19 protein-coding genes and 1 pseudogene are annotated in these 25,064 nt (G+C 39.6%); 1 reads left to right on the top strand and 19 read right to left on the bottom strand.

What is annotated here, in order from left to right; genetic code table 11:
- Positions 1 to 158 precede the first annotated feature (158 nt).
- From B4Z90_RS02530 to B4Z90_RS02605, 15 genes and pseudogenes are all read right to left on the bottom strand, one after another.
- Positions 159 to 908, bottom strand: a complete 750-nt coding sequence (locus B4Z90_RS02530; protein WP_046675390.1) for a YoaK family protein — start codon at positions 906 to 908, stop codon at positions 159 to 161.
- Entirely contained in the window at positions 892 to 1,392 is a 501-nt protein-coding gene (locus B4Z90_RS02535) for a hypothetical protein (RefSeq protein WP_046675389.1), read from the bottom strand. The genes B4Z90_RS02530 and B4Z90_RS02535 overlap by 17 nt, the downstream gene beginning before the upstream one ends.
- Positions 1,379 to 1,897: a hypothetical protein gene (locus B4Z90_RS02540; RefSeq protein WP_112376064.1), complete on the bottom strand. Its 519-nt coding sequence runs from the start codon at positions 1,895 to 1,897 to the stop codon at positions 1,379 to 1,381. Before B4Z90_RS02540 ends, B4Z90_RS02535 begins: the two co-directional genes overlap by 14 nt.
- Before the next feature lie 129 nt (positions 1,898 to 2,026).
- Positions 2,027 to 3,457 carry a TolC family protein gene (locus tag B4Z90_RS02545; RefSeq protein ID WP_286768532.1) on the bottom strand — a complete coding sequence of 477 codons (1,431 nt, stop codon included), beginning with the start codon at positions 3,455 to 3,457 and terminating at the stop codon, positions 2,027 to 2,029.
- A 7-nt stretch (positions 3,458 to 3,464) separates the two neighbouring features.
- Positions 3,465 to 4,826, bottom strand: a complete 1,362-nt coding sequence (locus tag B4Z90_RS02550; protein WP_112376063.1) for an HlyD family secretion protein — start codon at positions 4,824 to 4,826, stop codon at positions 3,465 to 3,467.
- A complete protein-coding gene (locus B4Z90_RS02555) occupies positions 4,816 to 5,817 on the bottom strand; it encodes an ABC transporter transmembrane domain-containing protein (protein WP_286768531.1) in 1,002 nt (333 codons plus the stop codon). Before B4Z90_RS02555 ends, B4Z90_RS02550 begins: the two co-directional genes overlap by 11 nt.
- 68 nt (positions 5,818 to 5,885) lie before the next feature.
- The gene (locus B4Z90_RS02560) at positions 5,886 to 6,368 is read right to left on the bottom strand and encodes a hypothetical protein (protein ID WP_112376061.1); all 483 of its coding nucleotides are present in this window, start codon (positions 6,366 to 6,368) and stop codon (positions 5,886 to 5,888) included.
- Between the two features lie 124 nt (positions 6,369 to 6,492).
- Positions 6,493 to 7,851: a HAMP domain-containing sensor histidine kinase gene (locus B4Z90_RS02565; protein ID WP_112376060.1), complete on the bottom strand. Its 1,359-nt coding sequence runs from the start codon at positions 7,849 to 7,851 to the stop codon at positions 6,493 to 6,495.
- Between the two features lie 10 nt (positions 7,852 to 7,861).
- The gene (locus B4Z90_RS02570; RefSeq protein ID WP_239468832.1) at positions 7,862 to 8,626 is read right to left on the bottom strand and encodes a response regulator transcription factor; all 765 of its coding nucleotides are present in this window, start codon (positions 8,624 to 8,626) and stop codon (positions 7,862 to 7,864) included.
- A 146-nt stretch (positions 8,627 to 8,772) separates the two neighbouring features.
- A complete protein-coding gene (locus tag B4Z90_RS02575) occupies positions 8,773 to 11,235 on the bottom strand; it encodes a phosphocholine-specific phospholipase C (RefSeq protein WP_204991035.1) in 2,463 nt (820 codons plus the stop codon).
- Positions 11,235 to 12,728: a SusD/RagB family nutrient-binding outer membrane lipoprotein gene (locus tag B4Z90_RS02580; protein WP_112376555.1), complete on the bottom strand. Its 1,494-nt coding sequence runs from the start codon at positions 12,726 to 12,728 to the stop codon at positions 11,235 to 11,237. Before B4Z90_RS02580 ends, B4Z90_RS02575 begins: the two co-directional genes overlap by 1 nt.
- Before the next feature lie 12 nt (positions 12,729 to 12,740).
- Entirely contained in the window at positions 12,741 to 15,962 is a 3,222-nt protein-coding gene (locus B4Z90_RS02585) for a SusC/RagA family TonB-linked outer membrane protein (protein ID WP_204991034.1), read from the bottom strand.
- Positions 15,963 to 16,080: 118 nt separating this feature from the next.
- A pseudogene (locus B4Z90_RS02590) lies at positions 16,081 to 17,429 on the bottom strand (MATE family efflux transporter).
- 15 nt (positions 17,430 to 17,444) lie between these two features.
- Positions 17,445 to 18,269, bottom strand: a complete 825-nt coding sequence (locus B4Z90_RS02600; RefSeq protein ID WP_112376059.1) for a siderophore-interacting protein — start codon at positions 18,267 to 18,269, stop codon at positions 17,445 to 17,447.
- Positions 18,270 to 18,443: 174 nt separating this feature from the next.
- Positions 18,444 to 19,412: a helix-turn-helix transcriptional regulator gene (locus B4Z90_RS02605; protein WP_239468831.1), complete on the bottom strand. Its 969-nt coding sequence runs from the start codon at positions 19,410 to 19,412 to the stop codon at positions 18,444 to 18,446.
- Between the two features lie 185 nt (positions 19,413 to 19,597).
- Here B4Z90_RS02605 and B4Z90_RS02610 point away from each other — a divergent pair, with 185 nt between their 5' ends.
- Positions 19,598 to 19,855, top strand: a complete 258-nt coding sequence (locus tag B4Z90_RS02610) for an ABC transporter ATP-binding protein/permease (protein WP_112376058.1) — start codon at positions 19,598 to 19,600, stop codon at positions 19,853 to 19,855.
- A gap of 67 nt (positions 19,856 to 19,922) precedes the next feature.
- On the opposite strand, the gene B4Z90_RS02615 is transcribed toward B4Z90_RS02610, so the two are convergent.
- The 4 genes from B4Z90_RS02615 to B4Z90_RS02630 form a co-directional block, all read right to left on the bottom strand.
- Positions 19,923 to 20,762: a glycine betaine ABC transporter substrate-binding protein gene (locus tag B4Z90_RS02615; protein ID WP_112376057.1), complete on the bottom strand. Its 840-nt coding sequence runs from the start codon at positions 20,760 to 20,762 to the stop codon at positions 19,923 to 19,925.
- Position 20,763: 1 nt separating this feature from the next.
- On the bottom strand, positions 20,764 to 21,591 hold the full coding sequence (locus tag B4Z90_RS02620) for an ABC transporter permease (RefSeq protein ID WP_204991031.1): 828 nt from the start codon (positions 21,589 to 21,591) through the stop codon (positions 20,764 to 20,766).
- Between the two features lie 2 nt (positions 21,592 to 21,593).
- Positions 21,594 to 22,835 carry a quaternary amine ABC transporter ATP-binding protein gene (locus B4Z90_RS02625; RefSeq protein ID WP_046675375.1) on the bottom strand — a complete coding sequence of 414 codons (1,242 nt, stop codon included), beginning with the start codon at positions 22,833 to 22,835 and terminating at the stop codon, positions 21,594 to 21,596.
- A gap of 483 nt (positions 22,836 to 23,318) precedes the next feature.
- Positions 23,319 to 25,061 carry a RagB/SusD family nutrient uptake outer membrane protein gene (locus tag B4Z90_RS02630; RefSeq protein WP_070567962.1) on the bottom strand — a complete coding sequence of 581 codons (1,743 nt, stop codon included), beginning with the start codon at positions 25,059 to 25,061 and terminating at the stop codon, positions 23,319 to 23,321.
- Positions 25,062 to 25,064: the final 3 nt, after the last annotated feature.

A 25,064-nucleotide genomic window follows, 5' to 3' on the forward strand; every position in this document is an offset into this window, starting at 1 on the left:
CGGTTTTAAATTGATTAAGTAGTCTTTCATTCGCTTCGGTAGAGCGTGATAACTGTGTATGAAGATAAGCATTTTTTGGACAAAAAAAATCGCATTTTTTGAAATGCGATTAAACTATTTGCCCTTTTGCTTAGCTAACCAAGAACTTGCTCAGTCAACTAAGCTGCCACTGGTTGACGATGACGATTCACAAATTGCTTTTTCAACAGATACAATTTGTAGTGATCGTATAAACCGATGACTAAAAGAACAAAACAAACCACGTAAAATGTTTTATTTGATAGGTAAGTGAATGAAATACCGCTCACAAGTCCGCCAACGACATACGCGCTCACGATGCTCAATAGCAAATGGAATTTGTCGACCAATGCCTTATTGCTCCGGTTAGACTCCTTGGTGAACATCGAAATCAATATGGCCAAATCTGTCGTTAGCCCGGTCAAATGTGTTGTTTTCACAACAGAATTCGATATGCTCGCAGTCAAACCGTTTTGTAGCCCCATCGCAAAGAGCAATGCACCGACAAGTATCTCAGTTTCTTTCAAAGAATCCTCATAAAATACATCAAGATATATCCCAACAAATAATATACTCAATATTTCCAATACCAAGGGAATGGAATGTGTCAAATAGGAGCTAAAACGTCCTTTACCATGAATGATGATCAGATTAGAAAGCATACTCCCTACTAGAAAAAGTAAAATCCAAAAAAGCACCACAGCACCTTGGTACCAATTCCCTTTCGCTATCTCCTGTGCAAAAACAGCATAATAACCCGTTACATTCGAGGTAAACGAGAAAAAGACAATGACAGATGCGACATTGACCATTCCTGCAGAAAACGCGGTAATTCCCCCCAGCCTAATGTTATCTTGAATCGTCCTATGGTTACTATATTTTCTCAGCATACTTTTCCTTTCCTCCTTTTTTCAGCACGATACGTGCAATTCCTTTCGTCTGCATATCCAAATTAAGATGCAGCACCAACTGGTTTTTATTCAACTTTTGGATAACGAAACTCTCTATTAGCTCGTCATTCTTACGAAGCTCAAGAATATGGCCTCGTCCCTTCAAAAACCAATTGTATTGTTTGTCCTCATGATGGGCAATAAAATTTTTATCACCCATTTTTTCAAAATGCCATAATCCATCCTGCAGGGGTGGAAGGTGCGCGATTGCAGCATCTTTTATTCCTTCATGGATAACCGCCTGTTTTTTGAATGTTGGAGACTTCTCCACTTTCTCAAAGTACCAACCCTGCTCTTCCCACTCCCCTTCTAAAAGCCGCTCAGGGTTTTCATAAAACATAACCATTGAACTAGCCCCTAAAAGCAAAAAGGACAACAAGACAAAGTTGAATTGTGCCAATATTTTTCTCTTAATAATTAACATCCCATTTCTTGTTAAAAAATAAATCCGCCAAGACATTTCTGCCGGTTTTGTTTGTCCCGGGTTTTTCTACGATCGAGACATTCTTCTGCTTACTTTTACTCAAGTGAAGCAAAGCCCGTCCGACGTCAAAAAAATGCCTTGTTCTTTTTTCAAATTCATAATCTGTGGGAACCTTGACTTCATCAATCCGAGCTCCGCGCAAATAATGTTGTAAATAATTGAGATTGTCAGAGCCGATAATATCTGTATAGATATTTAGCTTACGATTTTCATAACGATGACAGATCATCTGGCAGGCTTTCAAAAAATCTTCTGATTGCAGCTTATTAAGCTGATCTTCCAGTGTAATCCCTAATAACTCACTAATCGAAGTACTGCTCTTATTGCCATAGACCAAAATAATGTCTAGCTCTTCAGCTGACGATTGTTCTATACTATGAATCACAAAAAAGAGCGAATCAATCGTAAAATCACTTGGAATCAATACACGCGTTGCCTTTGCCATATCCAATTATTTTTATACAAAATTAACAGGTCATCATGGCAACCGAATGAATCTGAAATTAACTTTCTATTAGAATTTTAGGACTTGTATTAAAATGAGATTAAAAATAAAATGTAGATTAAAATGAGATTAAAATTTAGTTCCGGCCTTGTAGTATAACTCTGCCAGTGCCTTCCGATAGTCCGTAAAAAGCTTCTCTTGCTTGATACGCATTTCAATCAGCTTGTTTTCCCTGCTATTGACAACAAACAAGGTTGATTCACCCAGCTCAAACTTATTTAATTCACCCTTAAGGAGCAATTCCTGGTTACTTATATTGATCGATTGAAGTTCAATCTGTTTACTGTAAGCATTTAAATCATTGTACTTTTTAACGACGTCATTGTAAATATTTCTTTCAGTCGCTACCTGCTCAAATCGTAGTTGATCTTGCTTAATCCGTACCTCTTTGAGCTTCCCTCGTTCGGCGCGAATAAAAAGTGGAAATGCAAATTCAAAACCTAGCTTATAGTTCTGCCAATTAAAATCATACTGCGGTGGTACAAAATCATTTAAACCGCGACGGCTAGAAATGAGCGTACCCGACACATTCAATTTAGGTTTAAGCATTTCTTTTCGATAACGTTCTTCAAATAGCAGTTGCTGATTTTTACTAGCCAACTTGATCATTTCGGGATGAGCAATTTTTGCCGAATCCAGTAGTGCCTCGATCACACGATTATCCGGCAAAATAACTTGGTCTTCGAGCTTATGTGGTATGGCGTGATCGGGAAGTTCAACCGGAAATTGTTGATCATTCCACAAATGATTGGACAATACAATTTTCGCATTTTTAAGTTCTACCTCATACTTTGAAAGTTCTATCCGTCGTTCTTTTACGATGACCGAAGCTTCGATAGAATCGATTGCAGGTTTGTCCCCCAGCATAGTCTGCTCACTGATTGCGCTAAACCGCTGATCCGCTAATTTAACGCCCTCTAATAAAAGTTGGTATTGCTGGTAAGCAAAATACCAGTTCCAATAATCTGAAAGTGCCTGAAACCAAATGGCATTAATTTGCTTGATCTTTTCGCCTTCCAGATAGCTGATCATCGCCTTTGCCTGCTGTAACGTATTCCTTCGGCTATCGACGATTAAACCTTGCCCCAAAGGAATACTTAAACCGATTGCAGAGAGCCCCGCATTATTCGTTCGGGATTGTGGGTTTGTATATTCACCTACATTTCGATCATAAGCTATTTTCAGATCAGCTCCTGCTAACCAAAGTGGGATTTTCAACTCGCTATTCCACTGATTGTAATAATCCGTATGACCGAAATGCTTATTTTTAAAGCTCGAATTTAGTGTTGGATCAAACTTCCCTAACGCTTGTGTTACTTGGGCTTTTGCAGTTTCACTCAGTAGATTTACTTGTTTAACAATGGGATGATTAGCCATTAAAAGCTCTTCCATGTCATCAACTGTAAAAGTCTTCGGTGCTCCATATTCCTTTTCCTGAGCCAAAAGATGAGAATAGAAAAAAAAGCAGAACACGATAAAAATAAAATTCAATTTATTCATATAACAATTACTTTTTCTCACTTTCTTTTGGTTCTCGTTCCAAACTCGGGGGAAAACCATTCAACTGTCGCCATATCTCATACCACAAAGGAACTTTGTTTAAAATAACCCTTCCATAAGCACCTGAACCTTGGTTTAACTGGATTGGCCAAGGCTCGTCACCCTCAGGAACCGGATCGGTCGCGCGTATCAAAATCCTAAATCGACCATTCGTACTGCTCACTTTATCGATGACTGAAACTTTTCCGGCAAAGGTACCCACCGCGACAGAAGGCCATCCGGAAAATTGGATCGATGGCCAGCCATCAAATTGCAGCCTTACATCACTCTCCGGCTCAATCAATGGTACATCCATCGCGTTTACATAAAGCTCTACGGCCAGCAGTGGTTTTTTAGGTTGCAATGTCGCAACGGACTCCCCTTCCTTCATATTTTCACCGATTCCAGCTTTAAAGGTTTTTACAATAAAACCATCTTGTGGAGCTCTCACGACATATAATCCTCGTCGGACATCGATATTGGAGATCTCATTTCTCAGTTTAGCGATATCGCCCTGTACTGAGGCCTTGGAAGAAAAAGCGGAACTTAAATCAGATTGCGCTTTCGCTAATGACTCATTATACTTTGCACGGATGTTGTTTAATTCGATGCTCGCATTTGTTAGTGATTGTCTTGAATTTGATAATTTGTTATCCGCACTTACTACTTTAGCTCGATCATTTTGTAGATTTAAGCGTCTTGTCTCAATATCCGTTAACGAAAATAAGCCATCACGATACCCTTCTTCGTACCGTTTAAGCCGCTTTTCACTGGTCTCAAAAAAGCTCATAACAGCGACAAGTTCTGCACTATCTATTTTTACCACATTTTGTGCTTGAACCACCTTATTTTTAGCTGATGCAAGCTGAAAATCCAGCCCATTTTTCAATGCTTCAATCTGTGCTTGGGTAGCTTGCATCTTTTGATTAGCGGCATCTTCTCCACTCCTTTTGGCATGCAATTGTTCTTCTAATCTCACAGGTAGCATGGGATCAAAATAGGATTGTGCAGTCTCCGAAAGGACCAAAATTGTGTCACCTTTCTTCACTTCCTGCCCTTCGGTAACTGCCCAATACTCGATGCGGCCACCAATCTGATTTTGGATAGTCTGCGGTCTATCTTGTGGACGTAAAGCAGTAACCGTTCCTACTCCGAGAATTGTTTGCCGCCAGGGGAGAAAAAGTGCCAGTACAAAAACAATCCCAGATAACACAAGGATCCGCCCCAAAACTAAGGATCCCCGCTCTTTCAATAAGCTATCAACAGCATCATGAGAAAGATCTCTCCAAGAGAGCGTTGTCCGATTCGAATGATCCTTATTAATCAACATAAACCGCAGCGTCCTCCTCCAACGCAAGATCGGTTACAGCCGCCAGTTTGACAACTCCCGTAAGCATATCAAAAATCGTATTTAAGTTAGTCATCAGTTTTTCAATGGCATAACCAATTTGAACGATCACAACTTCAGCAGCTACAAATTGGCCAAAAGTCATTTGCCGCTCGACAACAAAATAGGATCCAAGCAAGAGCATCGCTCCAAACAACAGGGTCCGAAGCAGGACAGAACCTAGAAAAAAACGCTTTAAAACCTTAAAATGATCATTCCTCGCCGCTAAATATTTACTGACAATGGAATCTGTTGTTTTTGTCACTTCATTCATTTTCATCTCATCACCGCGATAATGGTCGATTTGTCCGGCAACAGCTTCCAAATAAGCTACCATTTCATATTTGTATTCAGACTCTTCAATACTTGTTTTCAAGCCTCTTTTATAATATAAAACAAGTATCGTAATGACAGAAAAAATGACAATAAGGCCAAAGGCCAAAAATGCGGGATGATAAAAAGATAATAAAACCACGCTGAAGAAAATTGTCACGACCGCGGCGATGATATCGATCAAAAGTTTGATAATTCCCTTTTGAATAATGATGACATCAAAAAATCGGTTGACCAACTCCACTAGGTTTTTTCCAAGTAACTCTTTAGGTTTAATTCTTGGCAGTCGATACGAAAATTCAATCGCTGATTTTAGAAAGATTTTCTGCTCCAAATACTCGACCAAGGTCAATTGTCCGATCAATAATACTCCACTCACGATCACGCCAAATAACACAAAAGCAATTAAGATATAGGTAGAGCTATACATCGCTCCATTGCTTAAAAAATTAAAGATTGCTGTTATCCCTATTGGAATAGTCAAACTAAAAATACCGATCACAATAGCGTAAATAAATATATAATTGATCGTTTTCCGTTCAGTATGTAATAGGCTTGCCAACCGCTGTAAGGGGGATGGTCCGCCTTGTATATGCCCCATAAAAATAGATAGAAGATAAGTTAGAAATGATAATTTCAGCTAAAACAATAGTAAAAAACTCCCAGCGATCATTCAACTAGTCCGGTTGCTCTGTTTCCGATACTTGATTGCTCTTTAAATATAATCGTAGAACAAATTTGGCCCTCAACCTTACGGAGTGCATTAGCGACATTAAAAAAATTGCGTGTTTTCTTTTTATAGGTATAATCTCGCGGTATTATGATCTCATCAACAGACTGTCCCCTAAGATAATGCTGCAAATAATGACTGTTATCGGTACCCAAGATATCTGCAAAAATACTGAGCCCACGGTTTTTATAGCGCTGATAGATTACGCTGCAGCCTTTTAAAAAAGAATCCGATTGAAGTGTTTCCAGTTGATCTTCCAATCCAATTCCGAGTAATTCACTCGCAGAAGTGCTGCTTTTATTGCCATACACAAGGATAATATCGATACAATCAGCCGTTGACTCTTCAATACTTTGACGCACAAAATGAAGGGAGTCGACTGTAAAATCACTGGGTATTAATATACGCGTTGTTTTAGCCATGCTTTTTTTTAGCAAAGTTAAAACGCACATATGGCAACGGAATGAATCTAAAATTAGCTTTTCATTAGAAAGCTCGCAACTGTATTAAAATGAGATTAGAAATGCCATCTAAATTAAAACTACATTAGAATCGAAGGTAAGTGGGTAGTTCAATTTCTACAGTGGTACCTTCACTCACAACAGAATTGACTTTCAATGTCCCACCATGCAGCTTAATAATATTCCTGGCTAAGGGAAGTCCTATACCATAACCATCTATCCCACTCGTATTGGAAGCTCTAAAATAGGGATCGTAAATATGGTCCAATTCACGGGAAGGTATTCCGATACCTTTGTCTTTTATTAGAATAAAGACTTTATTGTCCAATGCACCCAAAGCAATGTATGCTGTTCTATCCGATGAATACTTACATGCATTGCTGATAATATTGGATAGCGCAAGTTGTAGCAAAATTGCATTTCCATTCACCTTAAGTCGCATACTATCATCTGGTAATAGACTGAAATCTGTAATAATCTTAAACTTGTCGTTGATGGCCTTAACTGTTAGTTCTGCATCCATCACAATCTGATCAATACGAACGGGGCTAAATGCAGTCGCATTATTAACAAAACCTGTACGCGCCAGCAGTAAAAGTGCTTTTGTTTTCTTTTCCAAATGCTCTGCCGACTCAATGATCTTAAATAATGTTCGTTGGTACTCCTCCGTTGTGCGTTCTTTTGATAAAGCAAGATCTGCCTGTCCTATGATGGATGTCAATGGCGTATTCAGTTCATGTGATGCATTGCTGATAAAGTTCTTTTGTGTTTCGAAAGAGGTTTCCAAGCGCGTCAACATCCGATTAAAGGTGAGTGCCAGACCATGAAGCTCCCCTTTATATTTATCCTCATCCAATCGTTTATAGAGATTTTCAGAACCAATCTCCTGCACCTCTTTCATCATGGTCAATATGGGCTTTAAAAACGAGCGCTTCATAAAAACCGAAACAACGAATATAAAGAGAATTCCCAAAATCAGACTTATAATAAGGAGATTACGAAGATAGGCCAAATGGTGTGTATAAAAGTAATTTTCAGCAGAAGCGCCCACGATATACTTTCGACCATTTTGCGAGAAATATTTGGTTGAATAGAATTGATTGCCCGACTTGAAATTTGAGCTTCCGTTTTTATTGATTTTATCCCAAAGTTCTTTATGGAATCCCTGGCTTCTTACAATAGCACCATTGCTATCAAATTCCACCAAAAATTCATGCTGATTATTGAGATTTTCAATAAAATCAAGGCTCCACTGATCAGTTTGGGAGGCAGATTTACTATTCAGAAATTTCTCTGCAGCAATATTTCGCCGCAGGTCCAGCCGCTTATAAAAATCTGTAAAAGCAAAATTCGTAATGGAATAAAAAATAAAGCCAACAAAACAACTCACATAAATGACTAGAATTGCAATGAGATAAGTAAGCTTTCGGTTATAATTGTGCATGTTTAAATATTCAGTCTTCTATTTTTAAAACATATCCCATACCAATAACCGTATGGATCGCTTTTTTGCTCGTTACTTTTTCAATCTTTTTTCTCAGATAATTCACATAAACATCGACAACATTTGATCCGATATCGAAATTTATACCCCATATTTTGTCCAAAAGCTCCGTGCGCTCAAATACCTTTTTGGGGCTCTGAATAAACAACAAAAGTAAACGATACTCTGTACTTGTCAGATTGAGTTCCTGCCCCTCACAGTAGGCTATTTTTTTATAATCATCGATACGCAGAAAACCATAACTAAATGTGTCTTTCGAGGGCTGTAACTCACGTTGTGTTGCCTGTACGATAGACTGTTGCCTGCGGATCAATGAACGTATCCGAGCCTTCAATTCAATGAGCTTAAAGGGCTTGGAAAGATAGTCATCGGCACCATTATCGAGTCCGAGCACCACATTTTCTGGAGTACCAAGTGCAGTCAGCATCATAACAGGTAAATCGGTATACCCCCACTGTCTGATCTGCTTACAAATATCCAGGCCATTGGTTCCCGGCAAAAGAATATCCAATAGCACAAGAGAGACATCTTGCTTCGCCAAAAGCTGTTCCAGACCTTCCGAACGCCCCAGATGAATGACCCTATAGCCATCCTCGCCTAAGCCTTGTACGATCAAATCAGCAACATCCTGTTCATCTTCAACCAAAATAATTTTTTGCTCCTCCATATTCGTCATGATGTGTAGCTCTCTGTAAGGAACTACGATCCAAACCATAAAAATAACGTTTTGACTCAAGAGACACAAATCCCATTTTTGCCAAAATCCACACGAAAAGAATCTTGCGCTATTTTGCAAAAGCAAAAGCGCTGTGTTCATCGATCGTGAAACAGCGCTTTCGTCCTAGTATTTAATTGGTTCAGTTATAATTTTACTTTACCCATCAACGGATCCGTCTTACTTGATTTACCAGTCTCTATATGTCCAGCATAGCAGAATTTGACCGCATGATCTTCTGAACACGTTATTTCGATATCATACCAACCTTCACTCTTGCTGCAATCGATTTCAACCAAAGCAGGATCATCCTTGCGCATTGCCTTCGCATGGAAAAGATCATAGGAACAGTCTTTAAGATGTAAATCCCAATTTAGCGACTCTGATTGTACACAAAGAATAGGCTTTCCAGCAACTACTTTCGTATACACATCAATAGCTGGAATATGTGACTTTGCGCCTTCAATCGCACGATAGAAACCATTAGGGCCATGCAATGCAAATGATATGTACTCTCCTACAATTTTATCGAGTTCCCATTCATACGCTAATTGATCCCCTTCCCGTACCGTAAAATTCCAAACTTTACCCGACGGATGGCCATCATACGCCACATAGGAAATAACATAATAAGGCATGCCCGCTCCCGCTTTAGCTGTATTGAGCCTTCTTTCCAAGGTTGAGCTGATGGAAAGCATCGTTGGTGTATGTTGTACTTTTAGCTGCAATTCATAAGGTAAAGCACAAGCATCCTTCCATCCCTGCTCTTGCATCTGCATAGCTGCATGATACTGACCTGTCGATTTGATTTCCTCCAGTTTTTGGCTGTCGATTTTCACAAAATCTGTTGGGAGTTTTTTATTCCTGGCGGAGAATATACGTTCAACATACCCGTCTCTGTCTACCGGATTAAGCCTTGTTTTGGAAATGTTATCTACAGGACGAAAAGAAGTTGTTAAGTCGCCACAGACCATTCTTCGCCATTGACTGATGTTTTCTTCCCGTATCACCTTACCCGTTTTCTTCTCCAAAAAATATTCTAAAAATTGAAGACAGGAGGTGTGGTCAAAAACTTCGGAATTGACCCAACCACCCTTAGACCAGGGTGAAGCTATCACCATTGGTACGCGATAGCCCAAACCAATAGGACTTTCAAAACTTACATTATTACTATTTCTCCTTTTTCGCTCCTGTTCTAGCGTAACATATTCATCCGAAGTGTCGATTTCTGACACGGTACCCTGATCTTTGTTCGTGCTCAATGGCGGAACAAAAGGAGCGATATGATCAAAATATCCATCATTTTCGTCATAAGTTAAGATGAAAATCGTCTTTTTCCAAACCTCAGGGTCTTTGGTCAATATATCGAGGACTTCGGATACGTACCATGCCCCATACCAAGGTGAGCCCGGATGATCCGAAAAACGACAAGGTGCCACTAACCACGACACTGTAGGTAATTGGCGATCTTCAACATCTTTTCTAAACTGATAAAAAACATCTCCGGCTGGCACCTCAACTTCCTGCCGCTTTCCACCTTCTTTATAACTTAATTTATCAAGTTTGTGAAAGTTGGGATCAGCTAGATTAGTCACAAATGCATTGTGATGGATATCTTTTTCGAACTGGGATAGCTTTTCAAAATTCTCGGGCGTATAATGAATGACATCCCTTTTCAAATCCTCCAATTCCGCTTTGGCTTTGTGCAGCAATTCTTCTTTTGGATTTGTTTCCAAAAATTTATGCAGCTCTTTTACCCGTTCTTTCATCCACTGATAATGTGCCAAATGATATCTTACACCATATTGTTGATGAAACTCCAGGTTGTTATCTGTAAAATTGGCCAACCAATCTTCCTCTTCTCCTTTAAAGCCTACTGGTAAACTTAGTTCATTTTGATAAACTTTCCACGAGACCCCTGCTTTTTGCAGTCGTTCAGGATAGGTTTTCCATTTGACATCCTTGTAGTTGATCTGACCATTGTCTACATGCGCAACAGATTCGGGATTACGGGGTTCTTCGCGCACTGTACCAGTCCAAAAATACGATCGATTAGCGCTCGTTCCCGTCAGTGAAGAACAAAAATGCTGGTCACAAATTGTAAATGCATCTGCAAAAGCATAATAAAAAGGAATATCCGCACGGTTATAATAACCCATTGTTAAAGGCATAGCCTTATATTCTGAATTGCCAGAGCTCTTTGCTTCCAACCAATTATCCATTTTCCCGTCATGACGAGCAGCAACCATATCACGCCAACCATGCGGAAGCGACCCCATCCAAGTCGATTTACTATTGACGATATCTAAATGGAAAGGTGCAAAATATGCACCTTCCTTATTTCCTTGTATCCATACAGGTAGACCATTCGGCAATTTCATCGCGCGGGGATCGTTAAAGCCACGTACACCCTTCAAAGTTCCAAAACAGTGGTCAAACGATCTGTTTTCCTGCATCAAAAAGACAACATGTTCGGCATCCAAAAAAGTTGATCCTTTTGGAGCTTCAATCGCCAAGGCTTTTTGTATTGATTCAGGCAGCCAGTTTATGGCGACTGTACTCCCTGCCAGCATGGCTGCTTTTTTTAAAAATACCCTCCTTGAATCCATTATTTTAACCACCAAGTCTGTAAATTAATATTGTCATTTCCGCCAAATTGTGATTTGATCGCATCAGATACATTCGCCGTATTATTATTGTACTCATCTTGAGGATACATCCAGCGATAGGCTGTTTTCACATTCGCCGATTTACGGAAACTCGGATATCCCGTGCGCAAATGATCAAAATAAGCCGAGTATCCCCCCTGATGAAATGAGCGCAGGTATTTCTGCATCAAGATACGTTCGAGCTTTTGCTCATTGGAGCTAGCCCCGTCAAGACTTACCGAATTTTGTTCAAGATATTTGGCAGCTTGTGCTTCATTTGTATAAGTTCCTATATTTTTCGCATACTTTTCATAAAATTTGAACGATGCCTGTACTCCTTTGGTATACGTTGCATTGAGATCGCCCGTTATCCAACCTTTCAAAATGGCTTCAGCCAAAATAAACTGCATCTCCGAACAGCCCAATAAGACCAATGGCTCAGCTGTGGGATCTTGATAAAATCGTTCGTGGACTTTCGATAATTTACCTAATACAGCTTTTGCATTCACCTGTGCATAAGGAACAATCGGATCTCCGCCTTCATAAGCCGTAAAGTCATTAATCGCTTTACCCGCTTCTTTACCCAGTCTTGTTTGTGTAGCGACGGCAAATAACCGCGGATCTTTCAGGTCCTGCAATCGTTGGATAAAAGTGGAATCCATATACATTCCCGATCCATAACCGCTAGAGTTAAATTCAGGATAGCGATTACCCTCTTGATTCAAAAAGATGAGTTGCCCATCTTCACCACCACCAACATCAGTGATTCTAGACTCATTGGTAAATATTTTTGAAAATTCTGTTGCTGCATTAAATGGAAGATCAGTCGTTTTCTTCGAAAGCGTCAATAGTACTTTTAGGCGAAATGAATTGACTAACTTGTTCCAATTGCCACTATTTCCACCATAAATAATATCCCCATTTATGGTGTTATTGTTCTTCTTCAGAATAATACTTGCTTCCTCGAGCTCCTTCAATACACCCACCAAAACGTCTTTCTGTGTATCGTATTTCGGCGCAAAAATTGCTAAATTTTCACCCTTTGCTGCTTCTGAATAAGGGACATCACCAAACGTTAAGGTAAGATTATAAAAATAATACGCACGGAAAAATTTTGCTAATGCCAAATAACTTTCAGCGCCAATACGTTCAGCTTCTTCGGTCATCTTGGTAATATTGCGAAGATTACCATATTGCTCAAAGCTTCCCCTTTGCCAATTATAAATTTGATTCGCATTTTCACCATCTGTTTGCACAATCATTTTCAAGGCATATAGTGGTGAGGTACCGTGCCAGGTCCGAAAAGCATCCCATTCTACCTTCGTCAATAAAGCTTGCGGGTGGGTTGTTGTCGCTTCATTTGGATTAACATTTACTTCCGTCAATTTCTGACAAGAAGTCATGATTGAAAGAGAAAAGAATCCAAGAAATATATGTTTATTAAATAATTTCATCGTACTACTTTATTAAAACTTAAAATCTAGAGAAAAACCAATATATCGCGTGGAAGGATCTTGTAATTTTCCATCGTTTCCAACACCAAAATCAGGATCGATATAAGGTACTTTCTTCCACATAGCCAAATTATAGCCAAATAGTGATGCATTTAAGGCCGTAAGCTGTTTTAATTTAAACACCTTATTGACATCATAACCTACCGACAGTCTACGTAGTTTTACAAATGATCGATCAAATACATTGGCAAACAGTTTACTTTCAGACTCTGTAACTCTGGCCTGATAAGGATAATTTTGACTCCAAGCCTGCCAATCAACAGCTTTTGTATTACTTGTATACGTTCGGGTATCTGAAGTAATATTACCGTTCACGTCGCGGGTAAGCTCACCTCCTGTTACGATCACCCCATCTGGCACAAAAACTGGTTTCCCTGCATCGTATTGTTCCTGACGATATAAGACCGAAGAAGGATGCTTTCCACCCCACCACATTTTTTCTATGGTTGTCGAGTTCATCACGCCGCCAATAGATCCGTCGAAATCAAGATTTACCTGAAATCCCTTAAATTTAAACTGGTTTGCAAAACCAAATTGCCAGTCCGGTTGAAAGTAACCTAAATACTGTGGAAATGGATTTTTGGTCGGCATACCCGTATTCGGATTCAAGATAACCTTACCATCAGCCGATTTTTCCCAGACAGTACCATAATAGCTGTCTGCACGATCGCCTTTTTTAAGATTACCGTATTTCGCTTGGTTATTGTAAATTTCTTCCAAACGCTGAATTGCACGGGACCAGTTTACAGTCGACGTCCACGAAAATTGTTCATTTTTAATTATATTTCCTGTCAAAGAAATTTCCAGTCCTTTTGTACGGTATTTATTTCCATTCACCTTGCGCGAAGTAAAAGCGGATGCTTGGGAAATACTCAAATCGATAATCTGATTTTTATCAACAACATTATAGTACGTTACATCAGCCGAAAGCCTATTTTTAAAGAAAGCCATAGAAGCACCAATTTCTAAAGAAATGGACTGCTGTGGAAGGATATCAGGATTAATAATACCTGCAGGATAGGTTACTGATGGCGTCGAACCATAGGTAACATCTTTTTTATAAGTCGCAGCAATGCTATAAGGATCCAGATCAGAAGATACCGATGCCCAGGAACTGTACAATTTAACAAAGTCAATTTGCGCTGGCAGTTTAAAATAATCGGAGATAACACTACTTAGCGAAACCGATGGATAAAAGAATGACTGATTTGCTTTTGATAATGTGGAAGACCAGTCATTTCTTCCCGAAAAATTCAGATAGGTGGACTTAAACACATTTAAGTTTACCGACGCATAAGCACTTCGGATTATTTTCTCAGTTGTTGTATTTGTTGCCTTAACTGGACCTTGGGTATTGCCTAAGTTGTAGACAAATGGTACAACTAAACCATCAGTAGTTTGATAAAGCTCACGATAATCTCTTTTGAAAGTGGAAGATCCCGCATTAACGGTTACACCGAAATTATCAGACAACTGCTTAATATAGGTTGCTAAGACGTCCGCATCAAAATTGAGCTGCTTGCTATCCCAGTTTTTATAATCCCCATTCCGTGAATCGCCATAATTCATGTAAGACTTGGGACTCTGCATGTCCTGGAATAGATTTTTTTGTCTTGCTGCAGCACGACCTTTGATGGTAAATTCAGGTGAAATACGCCAAGTTAAAGCAGTCTGCCCGGCCAAAATATCCTGATCGTATACTTGGTTCAGCTCATTAGCTGCAAAATAAGGGTTGTTGTACCAAGCATAGTTATAGTTTGCTTGACGATAGCCTTCCTGTCCCGGAATATAGAGGTGATCCTTTAATTCCTGTCCATTTACATCATTTCCCATCCACAACAGAATCGTATACATATGATTTTTAGGTCCATATCCATACCTTGGATAATTTGGAGATTTCACTTTGTTATAGGATAAGTTAAGATCTAATTGTACCTCAGGAGTAAAACGGTAAGAGGTATTCAAATTTAATCCACCTGTAGAAAGCTTTGTATTGGGCACCTGACCTTTTTGATAGGCATATTTTCCTGTTCCAAATATGCTTACCTTTTCCGAACGATACGATAATGTCGCATTATTCTCGGTAATCAGTCCAGTTCCAAGGAAATCCTCTAAATTGTTATGTGCGACCCAATCAATCGGCACTCTTTCGTAACGTGACTTATCATTATACTTGGTTCCACTCACATCGCCCCACCAAGGAATCACTTCACCAGTTTGCTTATCACGAATCGGACTGTTCCATTGTGCCACCTTTATTCCGGAGTTCAATTTGGGTCCCCATGTCATATCTCCATCTGAAATCCCCCCATCAGCACCATCCCAAAACTCATATTTACCGTTGGATCCACTTCCGAACTCCTTTTGCGACTCAGGAAAAACTGTAAATCCAGCAGAAAACATATTACTGGTTCCAACCGAAAACTCCAGCCTATCACTTTTTGCACTTTTGGTTGTAATTAAGATCGCGCCATTTTTACCGCGCGATCCATATAAAGATGAAGCAGCTGTTCCTTTCAGCACATTGATATTTTCTATGTTTTGACTGGACATGTCGTAAAAATCAGATTCTACAGGAATACCATCTACGACAATAAGTGGGCTCTTACCACGCAATTGAAAAGATGGTGCCTGAAAAATCCCCGTTGGATTATTAACGATAAGACCAGATACTTGTCCCGTTAGCGCTGTACCAATATTCATTGTTTTAGACTCTTTAAGTACGTCTAATTTGACTTCTTGGGTAGCGTAACCAATTTGCTTCTTTTGTTGCTTGATACCAATTGCCGTGACAACAACCTCATCCAACTTTGAATCATCCTTTTCCAAAACCACCGCAAGATCCCCATCTGTAGCAGTTATTGTAGCTGTTTTATATCCTAAAGAAGAAACACGGATTTGGTCGCCAACCTGACCTTTCAGATTGAATTTACCATTAAACTCTGTACGCGTACTCTGTTTGCTGGTTTCATTGATGATCGTGCCGCCGTCAATAGGTTTGCCGTCCTGATCCTTAACAATCCCTTTAATAATAGCTTGATCGGCAATTTCGAGCTTGGTAGTTTCATTCGCAAAGTTTGCCCATACGCTATCGACATGTGCCGCATTCAGCAATGCAATAGCTAAGGTCACCTGAGCTGTTTTCCTAAATTGAAGTAGTTTAATAGGTTTCATTATTTTGAATTTTGCCCAAAAAAATGAAACATATATTACTAGAAGATGAGTAGTATATTAACAATGCAATCTTAAAGATTGCTTAACTTAACATTAACATCGTTCGCGCTGCAATGTCTTATACATCAGTTTGCATATTGAGCTTCCGCGTGATTCGTCGAACCGCATAGATGACTATAATGAAAATAATCCAGTCTATCGCCGCGCTCGCTACATAAATGCTGTGTACACCAAAATATTTTGGCGCAATAATTAAGATAGGAATATAAAATACAACCTGTCGCAATACACTAATAAAAGTCGCAGGCTTGGCATGATCAATGGAAGGAAACCACACCATCGCCATAAAAATAAATGGAAGAACCAATAAAACACTCATGTAAATTCTGAAATCCATTAGCTGCTGTATTGAAAAAATCGCTCCTGGGATCATGATCGATATCACAGCAACGGGATGCAGCATCACCAGCAACCAGAACGGAAGCAGAATCAGCAGCCCAGTAATGGCAAATAAACGGTACGAATTGATACTTCTCGTATACTGCCCAGCACCATAATTCATCCCCGTTACAGGCTGCAAAGCCCGCATAAGCCCCCATAGTGGGGTATTTAATAAAATATAAAGCCGATTGATCGCCGTAAAAAACGTAATATCCATATTATTTCCGTAATTGGCCAATGCGTTGAAGACAACAATATTCTGGATTACAATCATGACCATCATGACAAAGCCGGGCATTCCTAATGAAAGCGTTTCTTTTAAAATCGATAAATCCCAAGATAAAGACCAAAACTTTGTTTTGAACGAAGCCTTTCCCCCGGCGTAATACCATACACCTAAAAATGTGTAGATGATCATCGATATATTGGTTGCCCAAGCTGCTCCTGAAACACCCCAACCAAAGTGTTCTATAAAAACCGGTTTAAGTAGGACATCAACAAGCAATCCTATTGCAATCATCCAGGCCGCAGTTTTCATACGACCCTCTGCACGAATAATCATGTTGAGGGACAAACCATAAATCCAGAAAAAACTTCCCAATATGGTTGCTCGAAAGTAATCCACCCCAAGAGCCAATAAATCACCTCTACCCCCCATCATGTAGACTAATTTGTCGGCAAATGCATAGCAAGGGAGCGTAATTATAAGAGAGAAAATAATAGCCAAAAATGCATCGTACCAAATGACCTATGTAATTTCTCCTGTTGATCCCCACCTATCCAAATACTAATTGCTGCCCCCATACCTGTTCCGATCAGGGTACCAAAACCTTGTGCAAATTGGGCTAAAGGATAGGTTACACCGACAGCTGCCAACGCTGTATTGTTAATCAGATGACCAACAAAAATACCATCCAGAAAATTGTTCAGACCATACAGGACCATTGCAATCACGGCAGGCCACGACATCTGCCACATCACCCTACTTAACTTACCGTTTAAGATCAGTTGTTTCTGTTTCTCCATAACCTATCGTAAACGTTAGGCCTGGATTTCTTCACTCTCACTACGGCGATCTGTAGCAGATTTATCTTCAGCAACTCCAGCTTTCCAATACGAATAAGCATAAAGCTCCTCTCTTCCCCAACCGAGATCCATACGCAAATAATTGCGAATCTCCTTAACTGTCGAAAATTCAGCAGCTACATAAGCAAATTTATCCGCTACAGGCAAGGATCTGATCTTCACCAAATCCGCCAAAAGGCTACCTTCCTGTGGCGTATCATTATGTAACCAAATAAAATCAATAGCAGCCTTAGTCTTCAATTGCTGTATATCTTCGCTACCATGTACTTCAATCATACAGATTCCCTTTGCCAAAGGTGGCAAATCTTCTAAGATTGCCCCCAGAACAGGAATTGCAGTTGCATCCCCAACAAGGAGATAGTTAGCTGCAACTTCATATAGAGACGTCTTACCTGCTTTCATCAGAATCCCAAGCACATCGCCAAGTTTTGCAGCCATAGCCCAAGCTGAAGCTGTCCCCTCATCACCATGGGCAACGAAATCAATCCATACTTCATTTCTATCAAGGTTGATACCACGATGTGTATAAGTTCGAACTGTTGGCCTAATCGCCTCATCCATCGGCTTCCACTGCCCTCGTTCATAATCAAATTCTGGAAAATAAATGCGATCTACATGCTTTGGTGGAATCAAGATCTTGTTATTGACTCCGACGGTCGTATTAGCGATTTGATCTACACCATCACCAGTCAAATAAACACGAATATAATGTGGCGTCAGGTATTCTTTTCTACTTACAGTCAGGGCGAGCTGTATTACTTTCATTTCAGTTTTTCCCATGATTTTCTAATTACGTACATATTTGATCAAAAGACCATTATTAAGAATCTTTCTAAACAAAGGTAATTATTCGACTTTTATCAAACCCGATTCATGCGCTATTAAAACTTCCGTAAGAAGGAATAAAAGGTCCGTAAAGTGTAAAAAAAACTATTCCACATTACAAGGTATTTTTTAGCTTACTCGGTGGGATTCCAAATTTACGTTTAAAGGCGTCCGAAAAATGGCGTTGATTTTTGTAACCAAATCAGAAACTTCACCGATTGTTCGATCTTCATCTAAGATCAGTTTCTTGGCATGTTCCATTTTTGCGTCATGCCAAAAACCAAAAACAGTCGTACCAAATAGCTCCTTAAAACCTTTTTTCAATGTGAATTCATTGGTACCCACCAGATGCGCGAGATTGACTAGTGTACTATTGGTATCCGTATTTTTTCGTAGAAACTCACGAACGGCATATATCTTATCGATATCGGCTTTTTTTAACGAAACTGCTACAAAATCCTCTTCCTGAAACTGTTCCAATTGAAGAAGCAAGAGCTCCATAATCTTTGCTTCCAGGAAAATTTTCTTAAAAATTCCCTTTCGTTGACAATTGATTACATCGTCGATAATTTCATACATATCGTGGGTAATCCGTCTATGCATATTGGTCAGCAATCCCGATTTACCACGGTCAATAGCATTCCGAAAATCTGCAAAGAATTTAGAATCTTCGGGCAGGAATCTTTTAAAAAATTCGGGCGATAAGTTTATTTCACATAACTGAAACTCCTGATTCCCCCACTCCATTTGACCACACATTGAATTTCCGTAAATAATATTATGCTGGTATGTCTCAAAATTTACACCTAAGGGCATCATTTCGCCACTCGCCTGACTATTGCCTTTTAAGGCAAAGTGCATTTCAACTGTTTCAAAATCACTTTCAAAACGAAACCGCATCCGTTTAAATAACTGTGCATGACCGTAACCAATATGAATACCATCGAAGAAAACCTCCTTATAAAAACCTTTTCCAAATGTAGTATCTAAATGTGTTACAGATTCATAAATTCCAGTGTCGACAGAAAAGTAGGTACTTGGGTAAGTCCGCTCCAATAATAAATTGGGTGAATCAATATCATATAATCTTACTGCCATTTTTAATTCCTTTTAGGATTCAAATAGTCTTACGCACATTAGGCAATATACCTTAACAGAAATATTCCCTTCGACGGACATTTTACTCCTTTATGCAGACCCCATAACAATAGAATGCCTGCTATCTTTGACTAAAGTATAAAATTATTTAGAATCATTCTTAATTATTTGAAAAATAATTCACTATGGATACAAATAGAAATCAGGATATGGCAGACAACTTTCCACTCATCCAGGATAGCATTTATAATAACATCAAGATTGCCAATCCAAATGCAACGAAACATGACATTATTTTAGCCGCAGTAAAAGCGAAAGTCTTAGATTTCGCCTGGGAATTTCCAAAGGGGCTCGACACATGGATTGATGATAGCAGATATCCTTTATCCAGCATACAACAACAAATTCAACTGGCCCGTAAATTTTTAAGGGCATTGTCGTAATGACAATGCCCTCCTTATGCTATGCCGGGTAGCGTACTGGGGGAGCATAACTATTTATCACCTCAGTTTACAATAACCAGCCCTTTACGAGATCGTTATGTTTCTTGACCCATTCTTTTGCCGTAAATGCTTTGTCCTGGCTTCCCTGCATTTTTGACAACAAATCAGCCATTGTTGATTCATCGAAGTAGACTTTGGAGAAAAATCGGGCTAGCTCAGGCTGCTCAATGTTAAAGTTTCCCCGTGCAAAAATTTTAATTTGCTCGGCATCACCCAATGTCTTTTTGGGGTCATCCAAAAACTTCAATTTCATTTTAGCAAACATCCAATGTGGTTGCCAGCCAGCTACCACAATCCATCGTTTTGCTTTAATCGCGTTTTGCAATTCCGTAATCATGGCAACCGTAGATGAATTCACATGTTTATAATCGAGTTCATATTCTTTGATCACTTGATCTACAGCACGTGTTATTCCAGCACCCTTTTCTATACCGATAATCCTTTTATCAAATTCTCGTTCATGTTTTCTCAACTCTTCAATCCGATCAATTGTTACATAATCTGGCACAACAAGTCCATTCCGCGCATGGCTATAACTCGTTCCGAGCTCTTCAATATTTGGAAATTTAGCCACTTTAGTTCCATGAGTCAATGGCAGCCAGACATCCATATATAGATCTGTGTCGCCATTGTTCATAGAGGCTAAGATCATATCGGGCGTAGCTCGTTGGATAACGACATGATATCCCTTTTCTTCCATAATAACTTTTGCGACCTCTGTCATTGCGACCCCTTCGGCCCAGCCATCGACCATACCGATATGAATAATATTTTTATTCCGACCTGTGCTGCATGACGCAAGCAACAACACCATCAGACACAATACCATACTTTTTATTTTCCTCATACTATGCTTTCTTTTTTACAAAGCCCTGCGTGATTCGATCCAAAATAATAGCGAGAATCACAACGGACAAACCACTTTCAAAACCAAGACCAATATCCAAGTTATTAATACCCTCAAGCACTTTTTCTCCCAAGCCACCAGCAGCAATCATTCCGGCAATAACAACCATAGATAAAGACAGTAATATGGTCTGATTGATCCCTGCTAAGATTGTTTTTGTAGCCAAGGGCAGTTCTACTTTAAATAAGATCTGACTATTGGTCGCGCCAAATGAACGTGCAGCTTCAACGATATCTTTTGGAACCGCATCAATCCCTAAAGTCGTCAAACGGACGGCAGGTGGCATAGCGAAAATAATGGTAGCAAAAGCTCCCGGGACTTTACCGATACTAAAAAATAACACCGCTGGAATCAAGTAAACAAAGGCAGGCATCGTCTGCATTAAATCAAGTAAGGGCCGAATGATTTTCGCTGTTAGTTTATTCTTCGCGGCCCACACACCCAAAGGAACTGATATAACCAAGGCTGTCAAGGTAGCGACCAATACCAGCGCCAAAGTCTCCATCGTTGCAATCCAAAATCCCATCAGATAGATCAATGTTAATCCCAACAATGTCGTCAGTGCGACCCCTTTCCCAGATTTCCACCAGGCTAATGCTGTAAATAATGCGATGATAATAAAAAAAGGTATCGTTGTTAACACCCATTCCAGTCCAATAATGGATGCATTCACTGTATTTTTTATCAGGTTAAAAAATGGCTCTAAATGATCTGTCAGCCAATTGACGGCTACAGCGATGTATTGTCCTATATCGATTACTTTATTCATTTCTACTGATTATTTGCTTTCTCTTTTAATTCAATAATTTCTTCTTCATTATACTTTGTCGCTTCGATAATCAACGATGTCTGTGTTACGATCCCCAACAAACGATTATGTTCATTCACCACAGCGATTGGCGACCGGATCTCCGATATCAGGGGCAACATTTCTTCAACGGTCACCTCTTTTGATACGGTTGGAACGTTGGCATGTATAATGGATTCTACGGTGGGTTCCCTACGCTTTGCCGATTGAATGACTTCACTCATATGAACAAAACCAAGGAAAGTATCATGCGCATCGACTACGGGGAGAATTTCAATTCCTGTCGCCCGCATTTTCCGCAGCGCCCCCTCAGGGCCATCTTTTTTGAAACGTACAACAGTAGGTTTCTCAAACATCAGTGAACCTGCCGAAATGATCGACTTGCGATCCACTTTTTCAACAAAGGCTTTAACATACTCACTTGCTGGATTTGTCAAGATATCTTCCGCAGTACCGATCTGTTCGATGACACCATCTTTCATAATAGCAATACGATCGCCCAATTTGATCGCTTCATCGAGATCATGGGTAATAAATACGATTGTTTTTTGTAGATTATCCTGCAACTCCAGTAACTGATCTTGCATTTCTGTTTTAATCAGGGGATCCAGAGCTGAAAATGCCTCATCCATCAGTAGTACTTCAGGATCATTTGCAAGTGCCCGAGCCAGTCCAACCCGCTGTTGCATACCACCCGATAACTGAGAAGGTAGCTGTTGTTCAAATCCACTGAGCCCGACGACATCAAGCGCTTGCTGCGCTTTAGATTCCCGTTTGTCCCGTTCTTCCCCTCGTAGTTCTAAACCGAAAGCAGCATTGCTCAACACGGTATGATGTGGCAACAGACCAAACTTTTGAAAGACCATACTCATTTCTGTTCGACGGACTTCAAGAAGATCTTTATTATTTTTCCCTGTTATATCCTCACCATTGATATAAACCTTTCCTGATGTCGGTTCGTTCAATCGATTCAGACAACGGAGCAGGGTAGATTTCCCACTTCCCGAAAGCCCCATTATAACGAAAAATTCCCCCTCGAAGATTTCAAAATTAGCTTTGTTAATCCCAATAGTACAGCCCGTTTTCGCTAAAATATCCTTCTTCGAGAAACCCTCGTTCAGTAAGTGCAGAGCTTGTTTCTTTTGCTTTCCGAAAACAAGTACCAAGTCTTCAACTTTTACTTTTACCTTGCTTGTTTTATCCATTCTTTAATTTTTTTAAACATAAATAAACCAAAAGGGCATAAGTGATCCACTAAGGCCATACGCCTACGCTATTTTCTTACAAATAAAAAATATCCCTACAGTTGAGTCCGTTTGATCGAAATCTTACTCGTACAGTTCAATCAACTTATTAACTAACATACTTTACTCTCGGTTCGGTAAGAGCAATGATGAAAAAGAAACTAATCTTTTAAAGACGAAATGCTCCATTTATAAAGCATCTCCAAAATATACTTCAACAAGTATAACGAACAACCTAGGCTGTGCCAAAGGCACAAAGCCATAGCGGAATAAACTCACGCCATTCTGTCTTTTGACGATACAAAGGTACGAAAAATAAATTAAACGCATTTTTCACAACATATATAGTTAAAATACAGCTAGTTAAAAAAAAACATATCGTAATATTAAAAATACGATCAGCGGGAGAAGCACTCGACCACTGATCGCATTTTTTAAGGTGTATTATTCTCCCCAGTTTGGATTTTGGGTAAGGTTAGGATTTAATTGTCGTTCTTGGACAGGAATTGGATATAAATAGTCTTTCTTTTCATCGAAAACTTTTTTGATATGCGCATTAATAATCACATTTCCTTTATTCCCATTTTCCAATAAGATTTCCGAGCCCAATTTCAATAGCTGAATTCCCGAGGCACTCGGCTTGTCACCTTCATAAATCCAAACGTCATCTTTACCATCATTATCTAAATCAAACTTGCCTGTACCCGGAAAATACATCCCTTTAAATTGTCTCGTGACCAACTGGCCGCTTTTCCATCTTAAGATATCATCCCAACGGAAAGATTCCATCACCAATTCAATACGGCGTTCTCTTCTTATTTCCAATAGTACCCCCTTCATATCACCAACTACATTCGGATAGTCTTTCGCTAAAAATGCATCTGGATTTGATTTAGCCGCCTGCAGATTTAGATTTGGCATGCCTACACGATCGCGCAACAACTTAATTGATTTGTCCAAATCGGCCTGGCTCAATGTGCCTAACTCTGCTTTCGCTTCAGCATAATTTAATAAAACCTCGGCATACCTAAAAATCGGCATATCATTTTCAGAACGATTGAAGTTATCATACTTTACATCTCCCACAAATTTGATCAATTGATATCCCGTCACTGAATTCCCAAAGTTCGGAGCAACAGCAGCGGCACCTCCAATACGCTTATAGCCCGGCGTACGAATCGTCTGGCTTAGACGTGGATCGCGATTTAGGACCTCCTCCTTAAACGTCATTGTTTGGTAATTTGATTTATCGGTAAATCTCGTTCCATCTTTCATCAGGTAAGAATCCACCAAATTTTTATCCAATCCGGGTTTTCCGTAGGAAGCTGTAATCGTATAATAATTTACATTGTGCCAGATTTGCAAAGCATCCGAGAATTTCCGCGCTAAAATAACCTCTTGTGGCAAACTATTAACACTATAAAACAATGCACCATAAGAGTCTGTTCCCGCGGCATTGTATACGCTGTATTGCGCTCCCTCCATAAGCTTGCTGGCTGCATCGGCCGCCTTCTCCAACAGGCCGTTTGCATCGGGTAAATTAAATTCTGTATGATATTTACGAAATGTTCCTTCAAAAAGTGCGACCCGGGACTTTAAGGCCAATGCAGTCCATTTGGTCACTTTTTCATCACTTTTGGTAGCCGGTAGATTGGCAATCGCATAGTCCAGATCAGCGAGAATGTTTGATACAACCAAAGTTCTCGGATCCCTCGCCTTCTTAAGTTGTTCTTCGTCATTTTGATCAATGACCTTGTCATACCAGGGCACATCTCCAAAACGTTTCAGTTTATCGAAATAAAAATATGCCCTAAAAAAGCGCGCCTCGGCAGCATAGGGCGCAGCAGTCGTTTCTGAAACTGTATTAAAGCAATTCGCCAAAAAGTAATTGATATTACGAAGATTTGCCCAAGTCCATCCACCGCCACTTATCGGAACCTGTCTTTTTCCGGTCAATTCATCATCCAATGTTGTCTTAACGATATTATCGACCGATTCGTTATAAACTCCTTCGGCCGAAGGTAGTGCGGCATCGTAAAATGACTTTGTAAATAACGCCAAATCCTTTTCTGTTTTAAAGGAAGCCTCAGGAGTAACTGACGATTCAGGCAAACGTTCCAAATAATCTTTGCTACAAGCCATCATGCCACAGCTCAACAATGCATATATATATACTATCTTTTTCATACT

The organism is Sphingobacterium sp. UBA5639 (assembly GCF_002421245.1).
Taxonomy (GTDB): domain Bacteria; phylum Bacteroidota; class Bacteroidia; order Sphingobacteriales; family Sphingobacteriaceae; genus Sphingobacterium; species Sphingobacterium multivorum.